Genomic DNA, 16020 nt, shown 5'->3' with positions numbered 1-16020 from the left:
CGCCGGCGCGGACGTGCGAGCTCGGCCCCGGGGACGAGGGGTGATTTGCCGCCGGCGGGCGAATGGGGTTGATTCTCCGCTAAGGGGAGGCGGGAGGGTGAGGGCATGGAAGGCGACGCGTACTACACGATCGGTGAACTGGCCCGGCGGACCGGGCTGACGGTCAAGGCCATTCGGTTCTACGCCGACCGTGGGATCGTGCCGCCGACCGACCGCAGCCCGGCCGGCCACCGCCGCTACGACATCGACGCCGTCGCACGCCTGGACCTGGTGCGGACGCTGCGCGACCTGGGGCTGGATCTCCCCACGATCCGACGGATCGCGGATCGGGAGATCCCGCTCGCCGAGGTCGCCGCGGCGCACGCCGAGGCACTGGCGGTGCAGATCCGGACGCTGCGCCTGCGGCGTGCGGTGCTGACGGCGGTGGCCAGGCGCGGGTCCACTCCCGAGGAGACGGATCTCATGCACAAACTGGCCAAGCTCTCCGAGGACGAACGCCGACGTCTGGTCGACGAGTTCCTCGACACCGCCTTCGGCGGCCTGGACGCCGACCCCGCGTTCGCGGGAGCCAGGCGCTCGATGACCCCCGAGGTGCCCGACGATCCCGCAGCCGAGCAGGTCCAGGCGTGGATGGAACTGGCCCAGCTGTCCCAGGATCCGGATTTTCGGCTCAGCATGCGCCGTATGGTTGAGGACCTCGCGGCCGAGCGCGCCCAGGGCGACACCACGGAGCTGCGCCGCGACACCGTCGCAGCCGTCCGGGACCAGGTCGCCCCGGCCCTGGCGGCCGGCGTCGACCCGGCCTCGCGGCAGGCTGACCCGGTCGTCGCGGCGGTCACGGCTCGATACGCGCACCTCTTCGGCCTGCCCGACGACGCCGACCTGCGGCGTCGCCTGCTGACCCGGTTGGAGACCGCGAACGACCCGCGCAGGGAGCTGTACCTGCGGCTCCTCGCAGTGGTCAACGGCTGGCCGGCCCCGGACGACCTGACGCCGGTGTTCGACTGGGTCCTCCCGGCCCTGCGCGCCCGGATACCGGCCTGACGAAGCGCCGCCCGGCGAGAGCCCCTGACGGGCGATCGACGGTCATCAGCCGGTTCCACCCGCACACCGACTCCGTACGGCCGCCTGACACGATGGACGGCCCCGTGGTCACACCTCGGCGAGGATTCCGGCGACCAGGGCAGCGCGTTCGGGCAGCGAGGACAGCACGATGCACTCGTGCAGCGCGTGCGCGCCCGCCCCCCGCGGGCCGAATCCGTCGAGCGTGGGCACTCCGAGCGAACCGGCCGTGTTGGTGTCGGCGGCTCCAGCGGCGGGGGCGGCGGCGATGTCCTGGCCGAGCCGCTCCCCGGCCCGGCGCACGGCGGAGGTGAACGGGTCGCCGGCTCCCTCGAACACCCAGGTGGGCCTGCTGGACAGGATCTCCGTCGAGACCTGCGCCCCCGCGCGCACCGGCGTCCGCGCGCCCAGCTCGGCGAGCACCGCGCGTTCGACGGCGGCGTCGGCGAAGCGCAGGCCGATGTCGGCGGATGCCCGATCGGGCACGACGTTGGCCTTGCCGCCTCCCGTGAGGACGCCGACGTTGCACAGCACGCCGCTGGAGTGCCTGGCAATGATCTCGCGCACCGCGACGAGCTGGTCCACGAGCTCGTCGATCGCCGAGATCCCCTTCTCGGGGTCGAGCGCGGCGTGCGCCGCCCGGCCGCGCACGCTGAGCCGTAGCCGGGTGCTTCCGCGCCGCCCGCGCTTGAGCGCCCCGTCCGGGTGCGGGGACTCGAAGCCGAGCGCGGCGAACGCCCCCTCGACGCGCTCCCTGACCAGTCCGTTGGACGTGGGGGAGCCGATCTCCTCGTCGGCCACCACGACGATCCGCACCGGCCGGTGCGGGAGGGCGGCGAGCGTGGCGAGCTCCAGAGCCGTCTCCATCACCACGAGCCCGCTCTTCATGTCGAAGACGCCGGGCCCGTGCGCGAGGGTCCCGTGCTCCGCCGACTCCTCGACGCGCCAGGGCATGGGCCCCGCAAGATGGCCCTTGGGCCACACCGTGTCGTGGTGGCCGATGAACAGCAGCGGAGCCTCGCCCGCGCGGTCGGGGTGACCGGGGAAGTCGGCCGCGACGTGGTCGCCGGTGGGCGAGGGGACCCGGCGCGCGACGCCGCCGAGGTCGGCATAGCGGGCCAGCAGGCGGTCGGCGAACGCGTTGAGCGCCTCGGCGTCGCCGGTGGGCGTCTCGTGCTCGACGTAGCCGCGCACCCGCTCGGCCATCTGGGCCGCTCTGGCCTGGGCGGCATCGCGAAGCCCGGCGGCCGGTGCGGCACCGTTACGGGCGGATCCGGCGCTGGTCATCTGATGTCCTCTGTGGTCTGGGGCGGGCGGCCCACACCTTCATCCTGACGGATCATACGTGACGTATCCCTGCCAGGTCGCAGGCCGTATCGCGGGGCATTCGTGAACTATGCGCAGCTCAGCATACTATTGACATTGTCACATATCAGTTGATAGCTAAATTTAAGCCACAGATCTCCGCCTCACCATTCTCGCCCGCAGGAGCCTCCGCCCTTATGACGTCATCCGCCACCCCTGTGGTCCGGACACTCTGCACGCCCGATGAGCTAGGTCAGGCCACCACGCTCTACCGGGACGTGTTCGGCTACACCGACCTGCGCCAGGGTGCCAGCCCCCGGCTGCTCACCTCGCTGCGTGACAACGGCGGCTCCGTCGTGGGCGCGCGGGACGGCTCCCGCGTCATCGCGTTCGCCTACGGTTTCCACGGCACCGACGGGATCAGCACCTACCACTACTCCCAGGCGGCCGTGGTCCACCCCGAGCACCAGGGACGCGGCCTGGGCAGGGCGCTCAAGTCCGCGCAACGCCAGGTCGCGCTCGGCTGGGGCACCACCCGGATGCGCTGGACCTACGATCCGGTGATCGCCCGCAACGCGCACTTCAACCTCGACGTGCTGGGCGCCGTCGCGCGCTGGTTCCACGGCGACCTGTACGGCATCGGCGCCGACCGCCTCGTCGTCGACTGGGATCTCACCCGCCCGCCCGGGCCGGCGGCGCCGCCACACGATCTTCCTTCGGGTACGGCCGGCTGGGCCCACCTGATCGCCGACGGCGACCTGCGGTGGCTGCCGATCCCGACCGACTTCGCCGCCCTGGCCGAGCGTGAGCCGAAGCGCGCCGCAGAGGTGCGCACCGATCTCGCCGCCGAGCTGGACACGCTGATGGGCGACGGATGGGCCGCCGTGTCCTGCGCGCCGTACAGCCCCGACACCGCGATCTATCGCTTCGAGCGTGTCGGGTGACCACGACCAGCGACATGGACGGGCAGGAGGCGGAGCGCGCGCACGCCGAGAACCGGAGGCTGAGCAGCCCCGGTGAGCGTTTCGGGGCCCGGTTGCAGCGCCAGTCGTCCGCCGCGGCGTTGCAGCGGCGGCTGATCGAGCAGGAGACCCGGAACCTGGCCGAGGCGCTGGGCCGGATCGCCGCCGACGGCTCGGTGGTGCGGAGCGCGGCCGCGGTCGTCGCCGCGCGGCGGCGCTTCGTCACCGGCTCAGGCAAGTCGTTCGCCTACGCCTCCCTCCTCGCCACCGACCTGTCCGCCGGGCTGTCCCACGTCACCCTGGTCGACGGCGCGGTGGTGCGGCCGCTCGACGTGCTCAGCGAGGTCAGTCAGACCGATGTGCTGATCGCGGTGTCGCTGCGGAGGTACCGCCGCGAGACGGTGGTCGTCGGCCGGCACTTCGCCGAGGCCGGCGGCACGGTGGTGGCCATCACCGACGACGCCGACGCGCCGCTGGCGTCCATCGCCGCGGAGACGATCGTGGTGCCGACCGACAGCGCCTCCTACGCCGACTCGCCCACGGCCGTCGCCGCGGTCGTCCACCTGCTGACCACGCTGGCCACCGCCAGCTCCAAGGGTGCGCGGCGCAGGCTCGCGGAGCGCGACCGGCTCAGCCACGCGCTCGGCAACTACCTGGAGGACTGAACCTTGCGCATCGTCGAAGCGTCGCTGCACCTCGTCCGGCTGCCGCTGGTGCACGCCTTCCAGACCAGTTCCCATCGCAAGAACCACCTGGACCACATCCTGGTGCGGCTGGTGGAGGAGTCCGGAGCCGAGGGCTGGGGCGAGATCGCCTCCCCCTCCGACCCGTACTACTGCCCCGAGACCACCGAGACCTGCTGGCACATCGCCGAGCGCTATCTGCTGCCCGCGGTCGTCGGCGCCGACTGGGAGCACCCGGCGGAGCTGTCACGGCTGTGGAGCAAGGTGCGCGGCAACCGGTTCGCCATCGCCGGGGTCGACGCGGCCGGCTGGGCCCTGTGGTCCGGGGTCCGGGGCGTCCCACTCGCCAAGGCGCTGGGCGGGACGCGCAGCGAGGTCGTGGCGGGCGTGTCGCTGGGCATCGAACCCGGCTACGACGCGTTGCTCGCGCAGGTGCAGCGCCAGGTCGACGCCGGCTACCCGAGGGTCAAGCTGAAGATCGCCCCTGGCTGGGACACCGAGCCGGTACGGCTGGTCCGCGAGTCCTTCCCCGACCTGGCCGTGCACGTCGACGCCAACGGCGCGTACGGCGAGACGGACGAAGAACTCGCCGTGCTCCGCGGCCTCGACGACTACGGCCTGCTGATGATCGAGCAGCCCTTCGCGCCCCGCAACCTGGTGGCCCACGCCGCCCTCCAGCGCAGCGTGCGGACGCCGGTGTGCCTCGACGAGTCGATCGACACCGTCGACGATCTCCGCACCGCGCTGGAACTGGGAGCCGGCCGGGTGCTCAACATCAAGGTGTCGCGGATGGGCGGGCTCACCCCGGCCGTGGCGGCGCACGACCTCGCCGGAGAGCACGGCGTCGACGTGTGGTGCGGCGGGATGCACGAGTTCGGGATCGGCCGCGCCGCCAACGTGGCCCTCTCCAGCCTCCCCGGATTCACCCTGCCCTCCGACGTGTCGGCCTCGGCCAAGTATTACGCGCGTGACGTCATCCAGCCGGAGGTCGTCGCCGACCACGGGATCGTGACCGTCCCCGACGGTCCGGGCCTGGGTTTCGCCGTCGACACCGCCTTCATCCACCAGAACCTCCTGAAGGAGACGGTCATCCCCGCCCGCCAGGTGCGATAACCCGGCAACCCCCTGCCCTCCATGATCGAGGAAAGCACCAAAATGAGCACCGATCCCCCGTCGAGTGGCACCCCGCCCGAATCCCCCGCCGCCACCGGCGCTCCGGTCAAGGACGAAGGCAACGCCTACGAGGTCGACACCTCCGCGGGCCGCCGCAGACTGAACAACATCATCGCGATCGTGGGCCTGCTCGCCTCGATCGGCGCCGGTTTTCTCGGCGGCGCGCCCACCATCTGGGGCCTGCTGCCCATCGTGCTCTACGCGCTGCTGGCCCTGCTGGGCATGGACATCGTGGTCGCCACGGTCATCGCCCTGCTGTCGGGAGTGCTGATCGCCCAGCTCCCGCCGCTGGAGATCGGCAACCTGCTCGGCGACTCCCTGGCCGACCAGGTGACGATGATCGGGCTGATCATCATGCTGGGATGCGGCGTCGGCGAGGTCCTGAAGACGACCGGCGTGGCCGGGACCATCGTGCGGGGCGTCATGCGCGTCGTGGGCGAGAAGAGCCGCCTCGCGGTGATCCTCGGCATGATGGTGGCCTCGTTGCTGCTGGTCGCCAGCCTCGGCACGCTGGCGGGGGCGCTGGCGATCGCGGCCCCCGTCCTGCTCCCGATCGCCGCACGGATGGGTTTCACCCGATCGGCGACCGCGTCGATGATGTTCATCGGCGGATGCGCCGGTCTGACCATCGCCCCCTTCGCGGGCTCCAACGTCGCCATCATGGAGGCGGCCGGGATCGGCTACCTCGGCTACCTGGGCTACGGAGCCGGGCCGCTCGCGGTGCTCTCGCTGATCATGGGGCTTCTGGTGGTCCCCTGGATGCAGCGCAGGACAGTGCGCACCGATGACCACTACACCGAGGCCGAGGTCGGCGCGGCGGCCGACCAGGACGTCCGGAAGGCCGGCGCCGGCCGGGCCACCACCGTCTTCCTGCTGGTGCTGCTCGCCAGCGTCGGCTACGCGACGTTCACCAACGCCGGGACGTCGTTCCCGCTGCTCGCCCTGCCGGTGCTGGGCGTCGCCACCGGCCTCGCCGGCGGCCTCGGCACCAAGGAGATCGTCGGCCTGATCTATCGGGGCGCGGCCCGCCTGATCAGCATCTTCCTGCTCTTCTGGCTGCTGGCCGGCCTGTTCATCCTGATCGAGAAGCTTGCCCCCTTCAAGGTCATCCTCGACATGTACGGCGAGAGCCTGGCGGGCAGTTCCCCCTTCGTGTTCTCGATCCTCATCGCCCTGCTCGGCTGGGTCGGCGTGCCGGGGGCGACGGCGGCCCAGGTGGTGCTGCTCGACCAGGTCTTCGGCGACCTGGCCACGAACATCGGCGTCACCACGGGCGCCTGGACGGTGGTGCTGCTGTTCGCGTCGAAGGCCGACACCTACGGCCCGTTCCCCAACGGCAACATGGTCGGCGCGATGGGGCTGGCCCGCTCCGCCAACCTGCGGAACATGATGATCACCGGCTGGGCGCTGCTGGTCCCGGCCTGCGTGATGTACACGATCATCCTGCTCTTCCTGTCCCCCTGATTTCGGGTATCGCCCTGTTGATACGCATCCACCGGAGAGGACGAGCGCAGTGACGGAGCACGAGACCGTTGTCCGCGGCGGCACCCTGATCGACGGCACCGGCGGACCCGGTTACCGGGCGGATCTCGGGATCGACCACGGGAGGATCACCCGGATCGCCCGCCCCGGCGACGGCGACCCGCCCCGAGGCGGCACGGTCGTCGACGCGTCGGGGCTGACGGTCACGCCCGGGTTCATCGACCTGCACTCGCACGCCGACTTCAGCGTCGAGGGCTGGCCCCAGGCCACCACCCAGCTGCACCAGGGGGTGACGACCCTGGTCACCGGCAACTGCGGCTGGTCGCCGTTCCCCCAGGACGAGTCCGGCCTGCTGCGCGAATGGAGCGCGTTCCTCTCCCCCGAGACCGGGTGGGACTTCTCCGACACCGGGGGATTCGCGGCCGCGGTGTCCCAGGCGCGACCGGCCGTCAACCTCGCGCTGCAGATCGGGCACGGCGCGCTGCGGCTCGCCGCGATGGGCGGCGCGGAACGGCCCCCGGAGCTCGCCGAGCTCGACACGATGCGGGCGCTGCTGCGCGCGGCGGCGGCGCAGGGCGCGTACGGCTTCTCCACCGGCCTGATCTACGCCCCCGGGTCCTTCGCGACGGAGACGGAGGTGCGGGCCCTGGTGGCCGAGGCCGCGGCCGCGGGCCTGCTGTACTCGACGCACATGCGCAACGAGTCGGGCACCCTGCTGCCGGCGGTGCGCGAGGCGCTGAACGCCGCCGAGGCGGCCGGCGGCCGGCTGGAGATCTCCCACCTCAAGGCGATGGGACCGGAGAACCACGGCTCCGTCGTCGGCGCGCTTGACGCACTGGACCAGGCTCGGGAACGTGGTGTGGACGCCACGGCCGACGTCTACCCCTACACCGCCTCCAGCACCACACTCACCTCACGGCTGCCCCTGTGGGCCATGGACGGGGGCAGCCCCGCGCTGCTGCACAGGCTGGCCGGCCCCGCTGACCGCGAGCGGGTGGCCGAGGGCCTGCGGTCCCGCTTCGGCCGCGACGTCGACCCCGAGGGGATCATGCTGGCCAAGCTGCCGGAGGGTCCCTACACCGGCTCCATCGGCGACAGCATCGCCGAGATCGGCCGGCGCGAGGGAACCGATCCGGCGGAGGCCGCGCTCCGGGTCCTGGAGGCGCACCGCGGCGCGGTGTCGATCATCAACCACGCGATGAGCGAAGACGACGTCGTCACGGTCCTGCGTCACCCCATGGTGTCGGTCGCCAGCGACGGCTGGGTGCTGCGGCCGGAGGGCGACGGGATGCCGCACCCGCGGAGCTTCGGCACCTTCCCCCGGGTGCTCGGCCGGTACGTGCGCGACCTCGGCGTACTGGACCTCCCCGAGGCGATCCGCAAGATGACCGGTCTCCCGGCCCAGCGGCTGGGGCTCACCGACCGCGGCCTGCTCACCGAGGGCGCCGTCGCCGACCTCGCCGTCTTCGACCCGGCCACCGTCACCGACCACTCGACGTACACCGACCCCTGGCGCCTCTCCACCGGCTTCGCCGCCGTCCTGGTCGCCGGCGTCCCCGTGCTCGCCGACGGCACCCCCACCGGCGCCCGCCCAGGCCAGGTACTCCGCCGCCCCGCCCCACCAGGCTGACCATCTCACCGCCTACCCGGGTCCGAGGAACCGGATCGTGCGTGGCAGAACGAGGACGCCGGCCGGCCCAACGACCTCGGGGTAACCGCTAAGCGTTTGTCCTGGTGATTCCTGGTTCGGCCCGGCTCTCGACCCGTACGGCCAACGCCGCGGTGGCCGCGCCGATTCAGTCTCCCGACGGCGGCGTCGATTCGGAGCGGTGCCGGATGAGGGTTTCCACGCCGTCCAGGATGCGGGTGAGGCCGAACGCGTAGTGGAACCGCCGCTCCTCCTCGGTGGCGTCCGGTGGATAGTCGAACGCGCCCGCGTCGATCGCCACACGCAGGTCGGGGAACCGCTGAGCGTCGACAAGGCCGCCGAGCAAGGTGCTGTGGGCGGCGACCGACTCCCCCGAAGCCGCCGGGCCGAGTTCCGTGCTCATCCGTGCGGTGGTGAGCATGTAGCTGGCGACCAGCAGGACCACGCCGGCCTTGTCGGCCTCGGTGAGCGCGGTGCCGCGCAGCGTGCGCAGGGCGCGATCGGTCCACGCCAGCTGGTTGGGTGTGATCGGCGGTCCGCTGATGGGCAGGGCGACCACCCAGGAATGGGCGCGCAGCATCACCCACTGCGCCCGGCACCAGCGCTCCAGGCCGAGCCGCCAGTCGTCGCCGGGCTCGTCGAGTTCGGCGGGCACGGCCGCGACCGAGTCCAGCATCAGCAGCAGCACCTCGTTCTTGTTCGTGACGTGCCGGTAGAGCGACATCGGGGTGAAGCCCAGCCGCTTGGCGATCTTGGCCATCGAAACGGCGTCCAGGCCGTCGGCGTCGGCCAGTTCCACCGCCGCGCGCACGATGCGGGACAGGCTCAACCCCGGCCTGGGCTCCGGCGCGGACTCGTCGAGCCGTTCCCAGAGAGAGCCGAGCCCGGTCGGCAGCTTGTCGTTCATCGCTCCTCATTCGCGCTCGGGGCAGCTTGCCATCTCCCTGAGTATATGTCATAGACTGAGTATATGGCATATACTTCGGTGATCATCGGTGGCGGCATCTCGGGCACGTTAAGCGCCATCGCCCTGCGCAAGGCGGGGATCGACTCGATCGTCTACGAGGCCTACGACGGGACCGCGGACAACGTGGGCGCCTTCCTGACGCTCGCGGTGAACGCGCTCGACGCGCTGCGCACGCTGGACGTGGACATCAGCGACCTCGGCTTCGACACGCCGAGGATGACACTCACCAGCGGTTCCGGCAGGAAGCTGGGTGAGATGCCCTATGGCACGGCCCTGCCGGACGGCACGGTGAGCCGGACCGTCAAACGGGCCGACCTGTACCGCACACTCCGCGAGCAGGCCGTCCGCTGCGGAGTGCGGATCGAGTACGGCAGGCGACTGGTCGACGCCGAGGACACCGGCGACGGGGTGCTGGCGAGGTTCGCCGACGGCACCACGGCCGAGGGCGACCTCCTGATCGGCGCGGACGGCCTGCGGTCGCGCACCCGCGAGATCATCGACGCGCAGGCTCCGGGCCCGCGATATGCCGGATTGATCAATACCGGCGGCTATGCGCACGGCAGCACACTCGGCGGCGAGCCGGGCATGATGCACGCGATCTTCGGCAAGCGCTGCTTCTTCGTCCACACAACGCACCCGAACGGCGAGGTGTGGTGGATGGCGAATCCGGCGCGCGCCACCGAGCCCACCCCGGCCGAGCTGGCCGCGATCCCTCCGGAGGAGTGGCGAGCCTGGCTGATCGACCTTTTCCGGCGCGACCGCGGGCCCGCCGAGGCCATCATCGCGGCGACCGACAAGATCTTCACGGGCTGGAAGACCTACGACGTCCCCACCGTGCCGAGATGGCACCGAGGCCGGATGATCATCATCGGGGACGCCGCCCATGCGACCGCGCCCTCGATCGGGCAGGGCGGGGCCATGGCCATCGAGGACACCGTCGTGCTGGCCACATGCCTGCGGGACCATCCCAGCATCGCGTCCGCGTTCACCACCTACGAACGGCTACGACGCGAGCGGGTGGAGCGCGTCGTCGAGCAGGGCAACCGCACCGGCGGCTGGAAGACACTCGGCCCCCTGGCCCGGATCCCACGTGACCTGATCATGAGCCTGGGCATGAAACACATGGCCCGCACCGGCAACGACCCCAGCCGATGGATCTACGACCACCACATCGACTGGGACGAACCGATCCGAAGCAGCCATTAGCGGGTTCGGCCGAGTCCCGTCCGGGGTTCGACCGGAGGGCATGGTCAGGGGGCGAGTTGTCGCGGCGGCCGGCCACAGCCGCTGGAGTGGCATGGCCCCGCGGACGCCGACCACCCCACAGCCTGGGCGCCGAGGGGGCGGGCCGTAAAAGAGCAGCAGTCGGGGCGCTCGACTGGAGCGCACTCCAGGTATTTAGGCTGGCGGTATGGAATACGTGAACCTTGGGCGTAGTGGTCTATCCGTCAGCAGGCTCTGTCTGGGGACGATGAACTTCGGGCCCAGCACCTCGGAAGACGATTCGTTCACGATCATGGATCGTGCCCACGAGCTGGGGATCAACTTCTTCGACACGGCCAACGTCTATGGCTGGAAGCAGGGCGAGGGGATCACCGAGCAGATCGTCGGGCGCTGGTTCGCCAAGGGAGGCGAGCGGCGCGAGAAGACGGTCATCGCGACGAAGCTGTACGGCTCGATGGGCGACTGGCCCAACGACAACAAGCTGTCGGCACTGAACATCCGCAGGGCGTGTGACGCCTCGCTCAAGCGGCTGCAGACCGACTACATCGACATCTACCAGGCCCACCACATCGACAGGGACACGCCCTTCGACGAGTTCTGGGAAGCCATGGAGGTCCTGCGGCAGCAGGGCAAAATCCTTTACGTGGGCTCCTCGAACTTCGCCGGGTGGCACATCGCCAAGGCGCAGGAGGAGGCGAAGCGGCGCAACTTCTTCGGGCTGGTCTCGGAGCAGAGCCACTACAACCTGCTCACCAGGGCCGTCGAGCTGGAGGTGCTGCCGGCCGCCGAAGACTACGGGCTGGGCGTCATCCCGTGGAGCCCGCTGGCCGGCGGTCTGCTGGGCGGCGTGCTCCGCAAGATCGACAAGGGGCGCTCCGCGGCGGAGAACATGCTCAGGGAGCTGGAGAAGCACCGCGACAAGATCGAGCGGTACGAGGCGCTCTGCGATGAGCTGGGCGAGGACCCGGCACACGTGGGCCTGGCCTGGCTGCTGCACCAGCGGGCGGTCACCGCGCCGATCATCGGGCCGCGCACGATCGAGCAGCTCGAAGGCACGATGCGGACCCTGGAGATCAAGCTGGACGACAAGGCGCTGGCGCGCATCGACGAGATCTTCCCCGGCCACCGGCCGGCCCCGGAGGACTACGCCTGGTGATCAGGTCAGCAGGGCGCCCAGCACCACGATGAGCACGAGCAACGCGAGCACCACCGGGAGTAGCCAGCTTCGAGGACGATCCACGTTGTGGAGCCTAGCCGCCCTGCAGGGTGGTCCGGGACAGGGGCCACGACTCGACGGTCTGGTAGCGGACCCGCGCGCCGAGGTCGCTGCGCACGAGGTGGATTTCGGACGCCTCCCAGGGGGCGCCCGTGAAGGAGCTGAGGGCCGCCACGAGGGGACGCACGTCGACGTCCTCCCGTGAGCGGGCCACGCTCAGGTGCGGCCTGAGCCGTTTGTCATCGGTCTCGACGGCCCCCGCCCTCCGCGCGCCCGCCTGCAGCGAGGCGGCGAGCTTGACCAGGTCGGCGCGAGGGCCGTCGAGACCGGACCAGACGACACGGCTGCGGCGGGCCGAGGGGAAGGCGCCCGCCCCGGTGAACGAGAACGTCATCGGGGCGTGGCGCGCGGCGGCCCTGGCCAGCCGTTCCTCCAGGCGGGGCAGGACACGGTCGGGGACCTCGCCGAGGAAGGCGAGCGTCACGTGCCAGTTATCGCGGGACAGCCAGCGCAGCCCCGGCCAGGCATGGTGGTACGGCAGGAACGCGCGCTGCACCTCATCGAGCGACTCCGGCGGTGGCGGCAACGCCACGAACAGCCTCATGCGTCTTCCTCCTGCGCCCGATCGCGTTCGTCGCGAGCACGGCCAGACCGGTGCCGACCAGGCTCATCACTCCAGCCAGCATGACACCGACACGGGGCCCGCCGAACTCGGAGACCCAGCCGATGAGCGGGGCGCCGAGCGGGGCTCCCCCGGTGAACACCAGGATGAAGATGCCCATCACCCGGCCGCGCATCTCCGGCGTGGTGCCGAGTTGCAGGGTGGCGTTGGCGGCGGTGTTCACCGTGATCATCGCGACGCCCGTCGGGATCAGCAGCACGAGGTAGACCAGGTACGACGGGGCGAGCCCGGCCGCGATCTGGGAGACGCCGAAGCCGATGGCTCCGCCGATCATCAGGCGGCGGCTGGGCCGTACCCGCCGGGCGGCGAGCAGGGCGCCGGCGAGCGCGCCCACCGCGAAGACGCTGGAGGCCAGTCCGAACGACGAGGCGCCCGCGCCGAAGACCTCCTTGGCCATCAGGGCGATGGACATCGAGAACGACTGCGCGAACATCGACACGGACGCGATCACCAGGATCGGCATCAGCAGTTCGCGCCGGTCGAGGACGTAACGCAGGCCCTCGCGGAGCTGACCCTTGGCCCTCGGCACCAGCTCGGGCGTGCGCAGCTCGGAGCGGCGCATCAGGAACAGGCTCGCGATGACCGCGGCGAACGTGGTCGAGTTGAGCAGGAAGATCGGCCCGGTGCCGCCGAGCACGTAGATCAGCACACCGGCCAGGGCCGGGCCGACCACGCGGGCCAGGTTGAAGATCGAGCTGTTCAGCGCGATCGCGTTGGCGAGGTCGTCACGGCCGACCATCTCCACCACGAACGCCTGCCGGGTCGGCACCTCCACGCAGGAGATGATGCCGAGCAGCAACGCCATCACGTAGACGTGCCAGACCTGCGCGCTGCCGGTCACCGTGAGCAGGCCGAGGGTCAGGGCGAGCATGCCCATCATCGCCTGTGCGGCGATCAGGATCGGCCGCTTGGCGTACCTGTCGGCGATCATGCCGCCCCACAGCCCGAGCACGAGCTGGGGAAGGAACTGCAGGGCGGTGGTGGCGCCGAGCGCCGCCGCGCTGCCGTGGGTCAGGTCGAGGACCAGCCAGTCCTGGCCGGTGCGCTGCATCCAGGTGCCCACGTTGGAGACCACGCCACCGGAGGCGAACAGCCGGTAGTTGTGGCTGCGCAGGGAGCGGAACATGCCGCCGCGGGTCTCGGGGACCACCTGCGCGCCGCCGGACTCGACGGCCTGGATCTCTCCCGCGACAGCCGCCTTCGCGGCCCTCCGCCGGCGGAGCCGGCGGCGTCCGCGACGCACGCGGGAGACGGCGACGGCGTCGGCCTCAACGGTGGACGCCGCCGCGCCGGGTTCCTCAGGTTCGAGGTCGTCCTGCTGGCCTAGATCCTGCTGAGCTTCTCCAGAATCGGCGCGGCGGCTCTCAGCACCGCTCGCTCCTCCGTCGTCAGCTCCTTCAACCGCTGGGTCAGCCACGCCTCCTTGCGGCGGCGTTCCTCCTTCAGCAGCGCCGATCCGGCCTCGGTCAAGCTCACCGAGACCTGACGCCTGTCGGTCGGATGCGGGGTTCGCGCGACCAGTCCCCGCTCGTCCAGGGCGGCGATCACCCTGGTCATCGAGGGCGGCTGCATCTTCTCCAGCTCGGCGAGCTCCCCGGGGCTTATCGAGGAGTGGCGTTCGACGGCTGCGAGCGCCGCGAGCTGGGTGGGTGTCAGTGTGTCCACTACGGCCTGCCTGCGCAACCGCCGGTTCAGCCGGGCCAGGGACACGCGCAACGCGGATGCCAGACCGGCGTCGCTGCGCAGGTTCGCAACGCGGTCCTTCTTGGGGTGGTTCGTTAGCATGTGTCATTACCTTTGCTAACTATATACGACATCACGATGTTCCTCCACGCATATACCTTCTAACCCAGTTGTGCCGCCTGGAGCCCTGAGTATGCACCCCGGCGTCGGAGCAGCTCATCATGGGTGCCGACCTCCATGATCCGACCGTCGTCGAGCACCACGATGCGGTCCGCCGTACGGATGGTGGACAGGCGGTGCGCCACCACGAAGACGGTACGGCCGGCCACCAGCCGGGACAGGGCCTGCTGGATGAGCGCCTCCGAACGGCTGTCCAGCGCGGAGGTGGCCTCGTCCAGGATGAGCACCCGGGGGTCGCGGATCAGCGCGCGGGCGATGGCCAGGCGCTGCTTCTGACCTCCGGACAGCCGCGCGCCCCGGTCCCCGACGACGGTGTCCAGCCCGTCGGGCAGCCGGTCGACGAACTCCAGCGCGTTGGCGTCGCGGAGCGCGTCGTGCAGGGTCTCCTCGGTCACGTCCGGCAGCCCGTAGGCGACGTTCTCCCTGATGCTGCCCTCGAACAGGATCGACTCCTGTGGCACCACCGACACGAAACGGCGGTAGGTCCGCAGGTCGAGCGACTCCATGTCGTGCCCGTCGAGCGCGATCGTGCCCGAGGTCGGGCGCAGGAAGCCGATGACGAGGTTCAGGATCGTCGACTTGCCGGCTCCCGACGCGCCCACCATGGCGATCGTCTCGCCCGGCGACACGGTGAGCGAGAAGTCCCTGATCGCGGGCCGGTCCGCCTCGTAGGCGTACTCCACGGCGGTGAACTCCACCTTGCCGCGGACCGACTCGACCTCGGCCTTGCCCGCGTTGTTCTCCAGGTCGGGAGCCTGCAGGACCTCGCCGATGGAGCGCACCGACGCGAGGCCCTTGCTCACGACCGGCGTGAGGCTGAGCAGCGTGGTGACGGCCGTGGTGAGCGTGGTGAAGTACGTCGTGAGCATCACCACGTCGCCGGGCGTGAGCGGCAGCACCCCGTAGTAGGAGATCAGGGCCGCCCCGCCGAGCACGGCCACGCCCAGCGCGTTGAGGATGATCCAGGCGAGCGAGCCGAACCGGCCGTTGACCAGGTCGAGCCGGAGGCCGGTGCGCAGCACGTTCGACAGCGTGCCGTCCACCCGGTGCAGCGCGTCCCGCTCCAGGCCGTGCGCCCGGGTGATCGGGATCAGGCTCGTCATCTCGCTCACCCGGGAGGAGAGCCGCTCGACCTCCTGCCTGAAGGTCTCGTTGTTGGTGCGCAGCCGGTCCCGCATCTTCATCACGAGTACGGCCGCCGCCGGCACGACCACCATGAAGACCGGGAGCGCCTCGGGCACCTTGAACGCGATCACGGTGACCCCGCCGGTGAGCATCACGAAGGCCGACAACCCGCCGTCCCCGGCCTGCTGCGCCATCTGCTCCACGCTCTCCACATCGCGGATGACCTTGGTCTGCAGGACGCCCGCGCTGACCTTCGCGTGGTAGCCGACGGACAGCTGCTGCATCCGCCCGCACAACGCCGAACGCAGGCTCGTCCCCATCCGCCGGATCGATCCGTGCAGGTAGCGGACGTAGAGCAGGTGCATCGGGTAGTTCGACAGCAGCATCACGAACAGCAGCCCGATGTTGATCAACAGTCCCGTCACCGGGAGCCGTCCCACCAGGATGTCGATGACGTTGGCGGTGATCAGCGGCAGCAGCCAGATCGGGCTGTGCTTGACCATGAAGGCGGCGACCGCCAGGGTCAGCCGCCCGCGGTCCTCGGCGAACAGGTAGGCGAGGGTCCTGACCGGGTGCTCACCGCGATATCGATGATCGAGCGCGCCGTACGGCACGGCCACAGTAACCA

Annotated in this window: 14 protein-coding genes; 8 read left to right on the top strand and 6 right to left on the bottom strand. The window is 70.7% G+C overall.

What is annotated here, in order from left to right:
* The first annotated feature begins 105 nt into the window (after positions 1–105).
* Positions 106–1044 (top strand): MerR family transcriptional regulator, encoded by a 939-nt coding sequence (locus tag MBA17_RS42460; protein WP_238503601.1) that lies wholly within the window; start codon positions 106–108, stop codon positions 1042–1044.
* Between the two features lie 108 nt (positions 1045–1152).
* Here MBA17_RS42460 and MBA17_RS42455 read toward each other — a convergent pair whose 3' ends face one another.
* Complete coding sequence (locus MBA17_RS42455; RefSeq protein WP_238503600.1) at positions 1153–2349, bottom strand: M20/M25/M40 family metallo-hydrolase; 1197 nt, start codon at positions 2347–2349, stop codon at positions 1153–1155.
* A 215-nt stretch (positions 2350–2564) separates the two neighbouring features.
* On the opposite strand from MBA17_RS42455, the gene MBA17_RS42450 reads away from it, so the two are divergent.
* From MBA17_RS42450 to MBA17_RS42430, 5 genes are read left to right on the top strand one after another with little or no spacing between them, the layout of a single operon-like run.
* Complete coding sequence (locus tag MBA17_RS42450; protein ID WP_238503599.1) at positions 2565–3311, top strand: GNAT family N-acetyltransferase; 747 nt, start codon at positions 2565–2567, stop codon at positions 3309–3311.
* Complete coding sequence (locus MBA17_RS42445) at positions 3308–3994, top strand: MurR/RpiR family transcriptional regulator (RefSeq protein ID WP_238503598.1); 687 nt, start codon at positions 3308–3310, stop codon at positions 3992–3994. Before MBA17_RS42450 ends, MBA17_RS42445 begins: the two co-directional genes overlap by 4 nt.
* A gap of 3 nt (positions 3995–3997) precedes the next feature.
* Positions 3998–5125, top strand: coding sequence for an o-succinylbenzoate synthase (gene menC, locus MBA17_RS42440; protein WP_238503596.1), 1128 nt, complete (start codon positions 3998–4000; stop codon positions 5123–5125).
* A 42-nt stretch (positions 5126–5167) separates the two neighbouring features.
* Positions 5168–6649: a Na+/H+ antiporter NhaC family protein gene (locus tag MBA17_RS42435; RefSeq protein WP_238503594.1), complete on the top strand. Its 1482-nt coding sequence runs from the start codon at positions 5168–5170 to the stop codon at positions 6647–6649.
* 49 nt (positions 6650–6698) lie between these two features.
* Positions 6699–8297 carry an N-acyl-D-amino-acid deacylase family protein gene (locus tag MBA17_RS42430; RefSeq protein ID WP_238503593.1) on the top strand — a complete coding sequence of 533 codons (1599 nt, stop codon included), beginning with the start codon at positions 6699–6701 and terminating at the stop codon, positions 8295–8297.
* A 166-nt stretch (positions 8298–8463) separates the two neighbouring features.
* On the opposite strand, the gene MBA17_RS42425 is transcribed toward MBA17_RS42430, so the two are convergent.
* A complete protein-coding gene (locus tag MBA17_RS42425; protein ID WP_238503592.1) occupies positions 8464–9222 on the bottom strand; it encodes a TetR/AcrR family transcriptional regulator in 759 nt (252 codons plus the stop codon).
* Positions 9223–9285: 63 nt separating this feature from the next.
* Between MBA17_RS42425 and MBA17_RS42420 the strand changes: the two genes are divergently transcribed.
* Entirely contained in the window at positions 9286–10488 is a 1203-nt protein-coding gene (locus tag MBA17_RS42420) for an FAD-dependent monooxygenase (protein WP_238503591.1), read from the top strand.
* Between the two features lie 205 nt (positions 10489–10693).
* Entirely contained in the window at positions 10694–11662 is a 969-nt protein-coding gene (locus MBA17_RS42415; protein WP_238503590.1) for an aldo/keto reductase, read from the top strand.
* A 94-nt stretch (positions 11663–11756) separates the two neighbouring features.
* Here MBA17_RS42415 and thpR read toward each other — a convergent pair whose 3' ends face one another.
* The 4 genes from thpR to MBA17_RS42395 all read right to left on the bottom strand — a co-directional run bounded on the left by thpR (position 11757) and on the right by MBA17_RS42395 (position 16012).
* A complete protein-coding gene (gene thpR / locus MBA17_RS42410) occupies positions 11757–12326 on the bottom strand; it encodes an RNA 2',3'-cyclic phosphodiesterase (protein ID WP_238503589.1) in 570 nt (189 codons plus the stop codon).
* Positions 12280–13647, bottom strand: coding sequence for an MFS transporter (locus MBA17_RS42405; RefSeq protein ID WP_238503588.1), 1368 nt, complete (start codon positions 13645–13647; stop codon positions 12280–12282). The genes thpR and MBA17_RS42405 overlap by 47 nt, the downstream gene beginning before the upstream one ends.
* A gap of 80 nt (positions 13648–13727) precedes the next feature.
* Positions 13728–14189 (bottom strand): MarR family transcriptional regulator, encoded by a 462-nt coding sequence (locus tag MBA17_RS42400; protein WP_238503587.1) that lies wholly within the window; start codon positions 14187–14189, stop codon positions 13728–13730.
* A 59-nt stretch (positions 14190–14248) separates the two neighbouring features.
* On the bottom strand, positions 14249–16012 hold the full coding sequence (locus MBA17_RS42395; RefSeq protein WP_238503586.1) for an ABC transporter ATP-binding protein: 1764 nt from the start codon (positions 16010–16012) through the stop codon (positions 14249–14251).
* Between the last annotated feature and the right edge of the window lie 8 nt (positions 16013–16020).

The sequence above is a fragment of the Dolomitihabitans soli genome (genome assembly GCF_022213955.1).
GTDB classification, from domain to species: domain Bacteria; phylum Actinomycetota; class Actinomycetes; order Streptosporangiales; family Streptosporangiaceae; genus Streptosporangium_A; species Streptosporangium_A soli.
The sequence above is the reverse complement of the archived record's forward strand: the minus strand, read 5'-3'. Positions and strand labels throughout refer to the sequence as shown.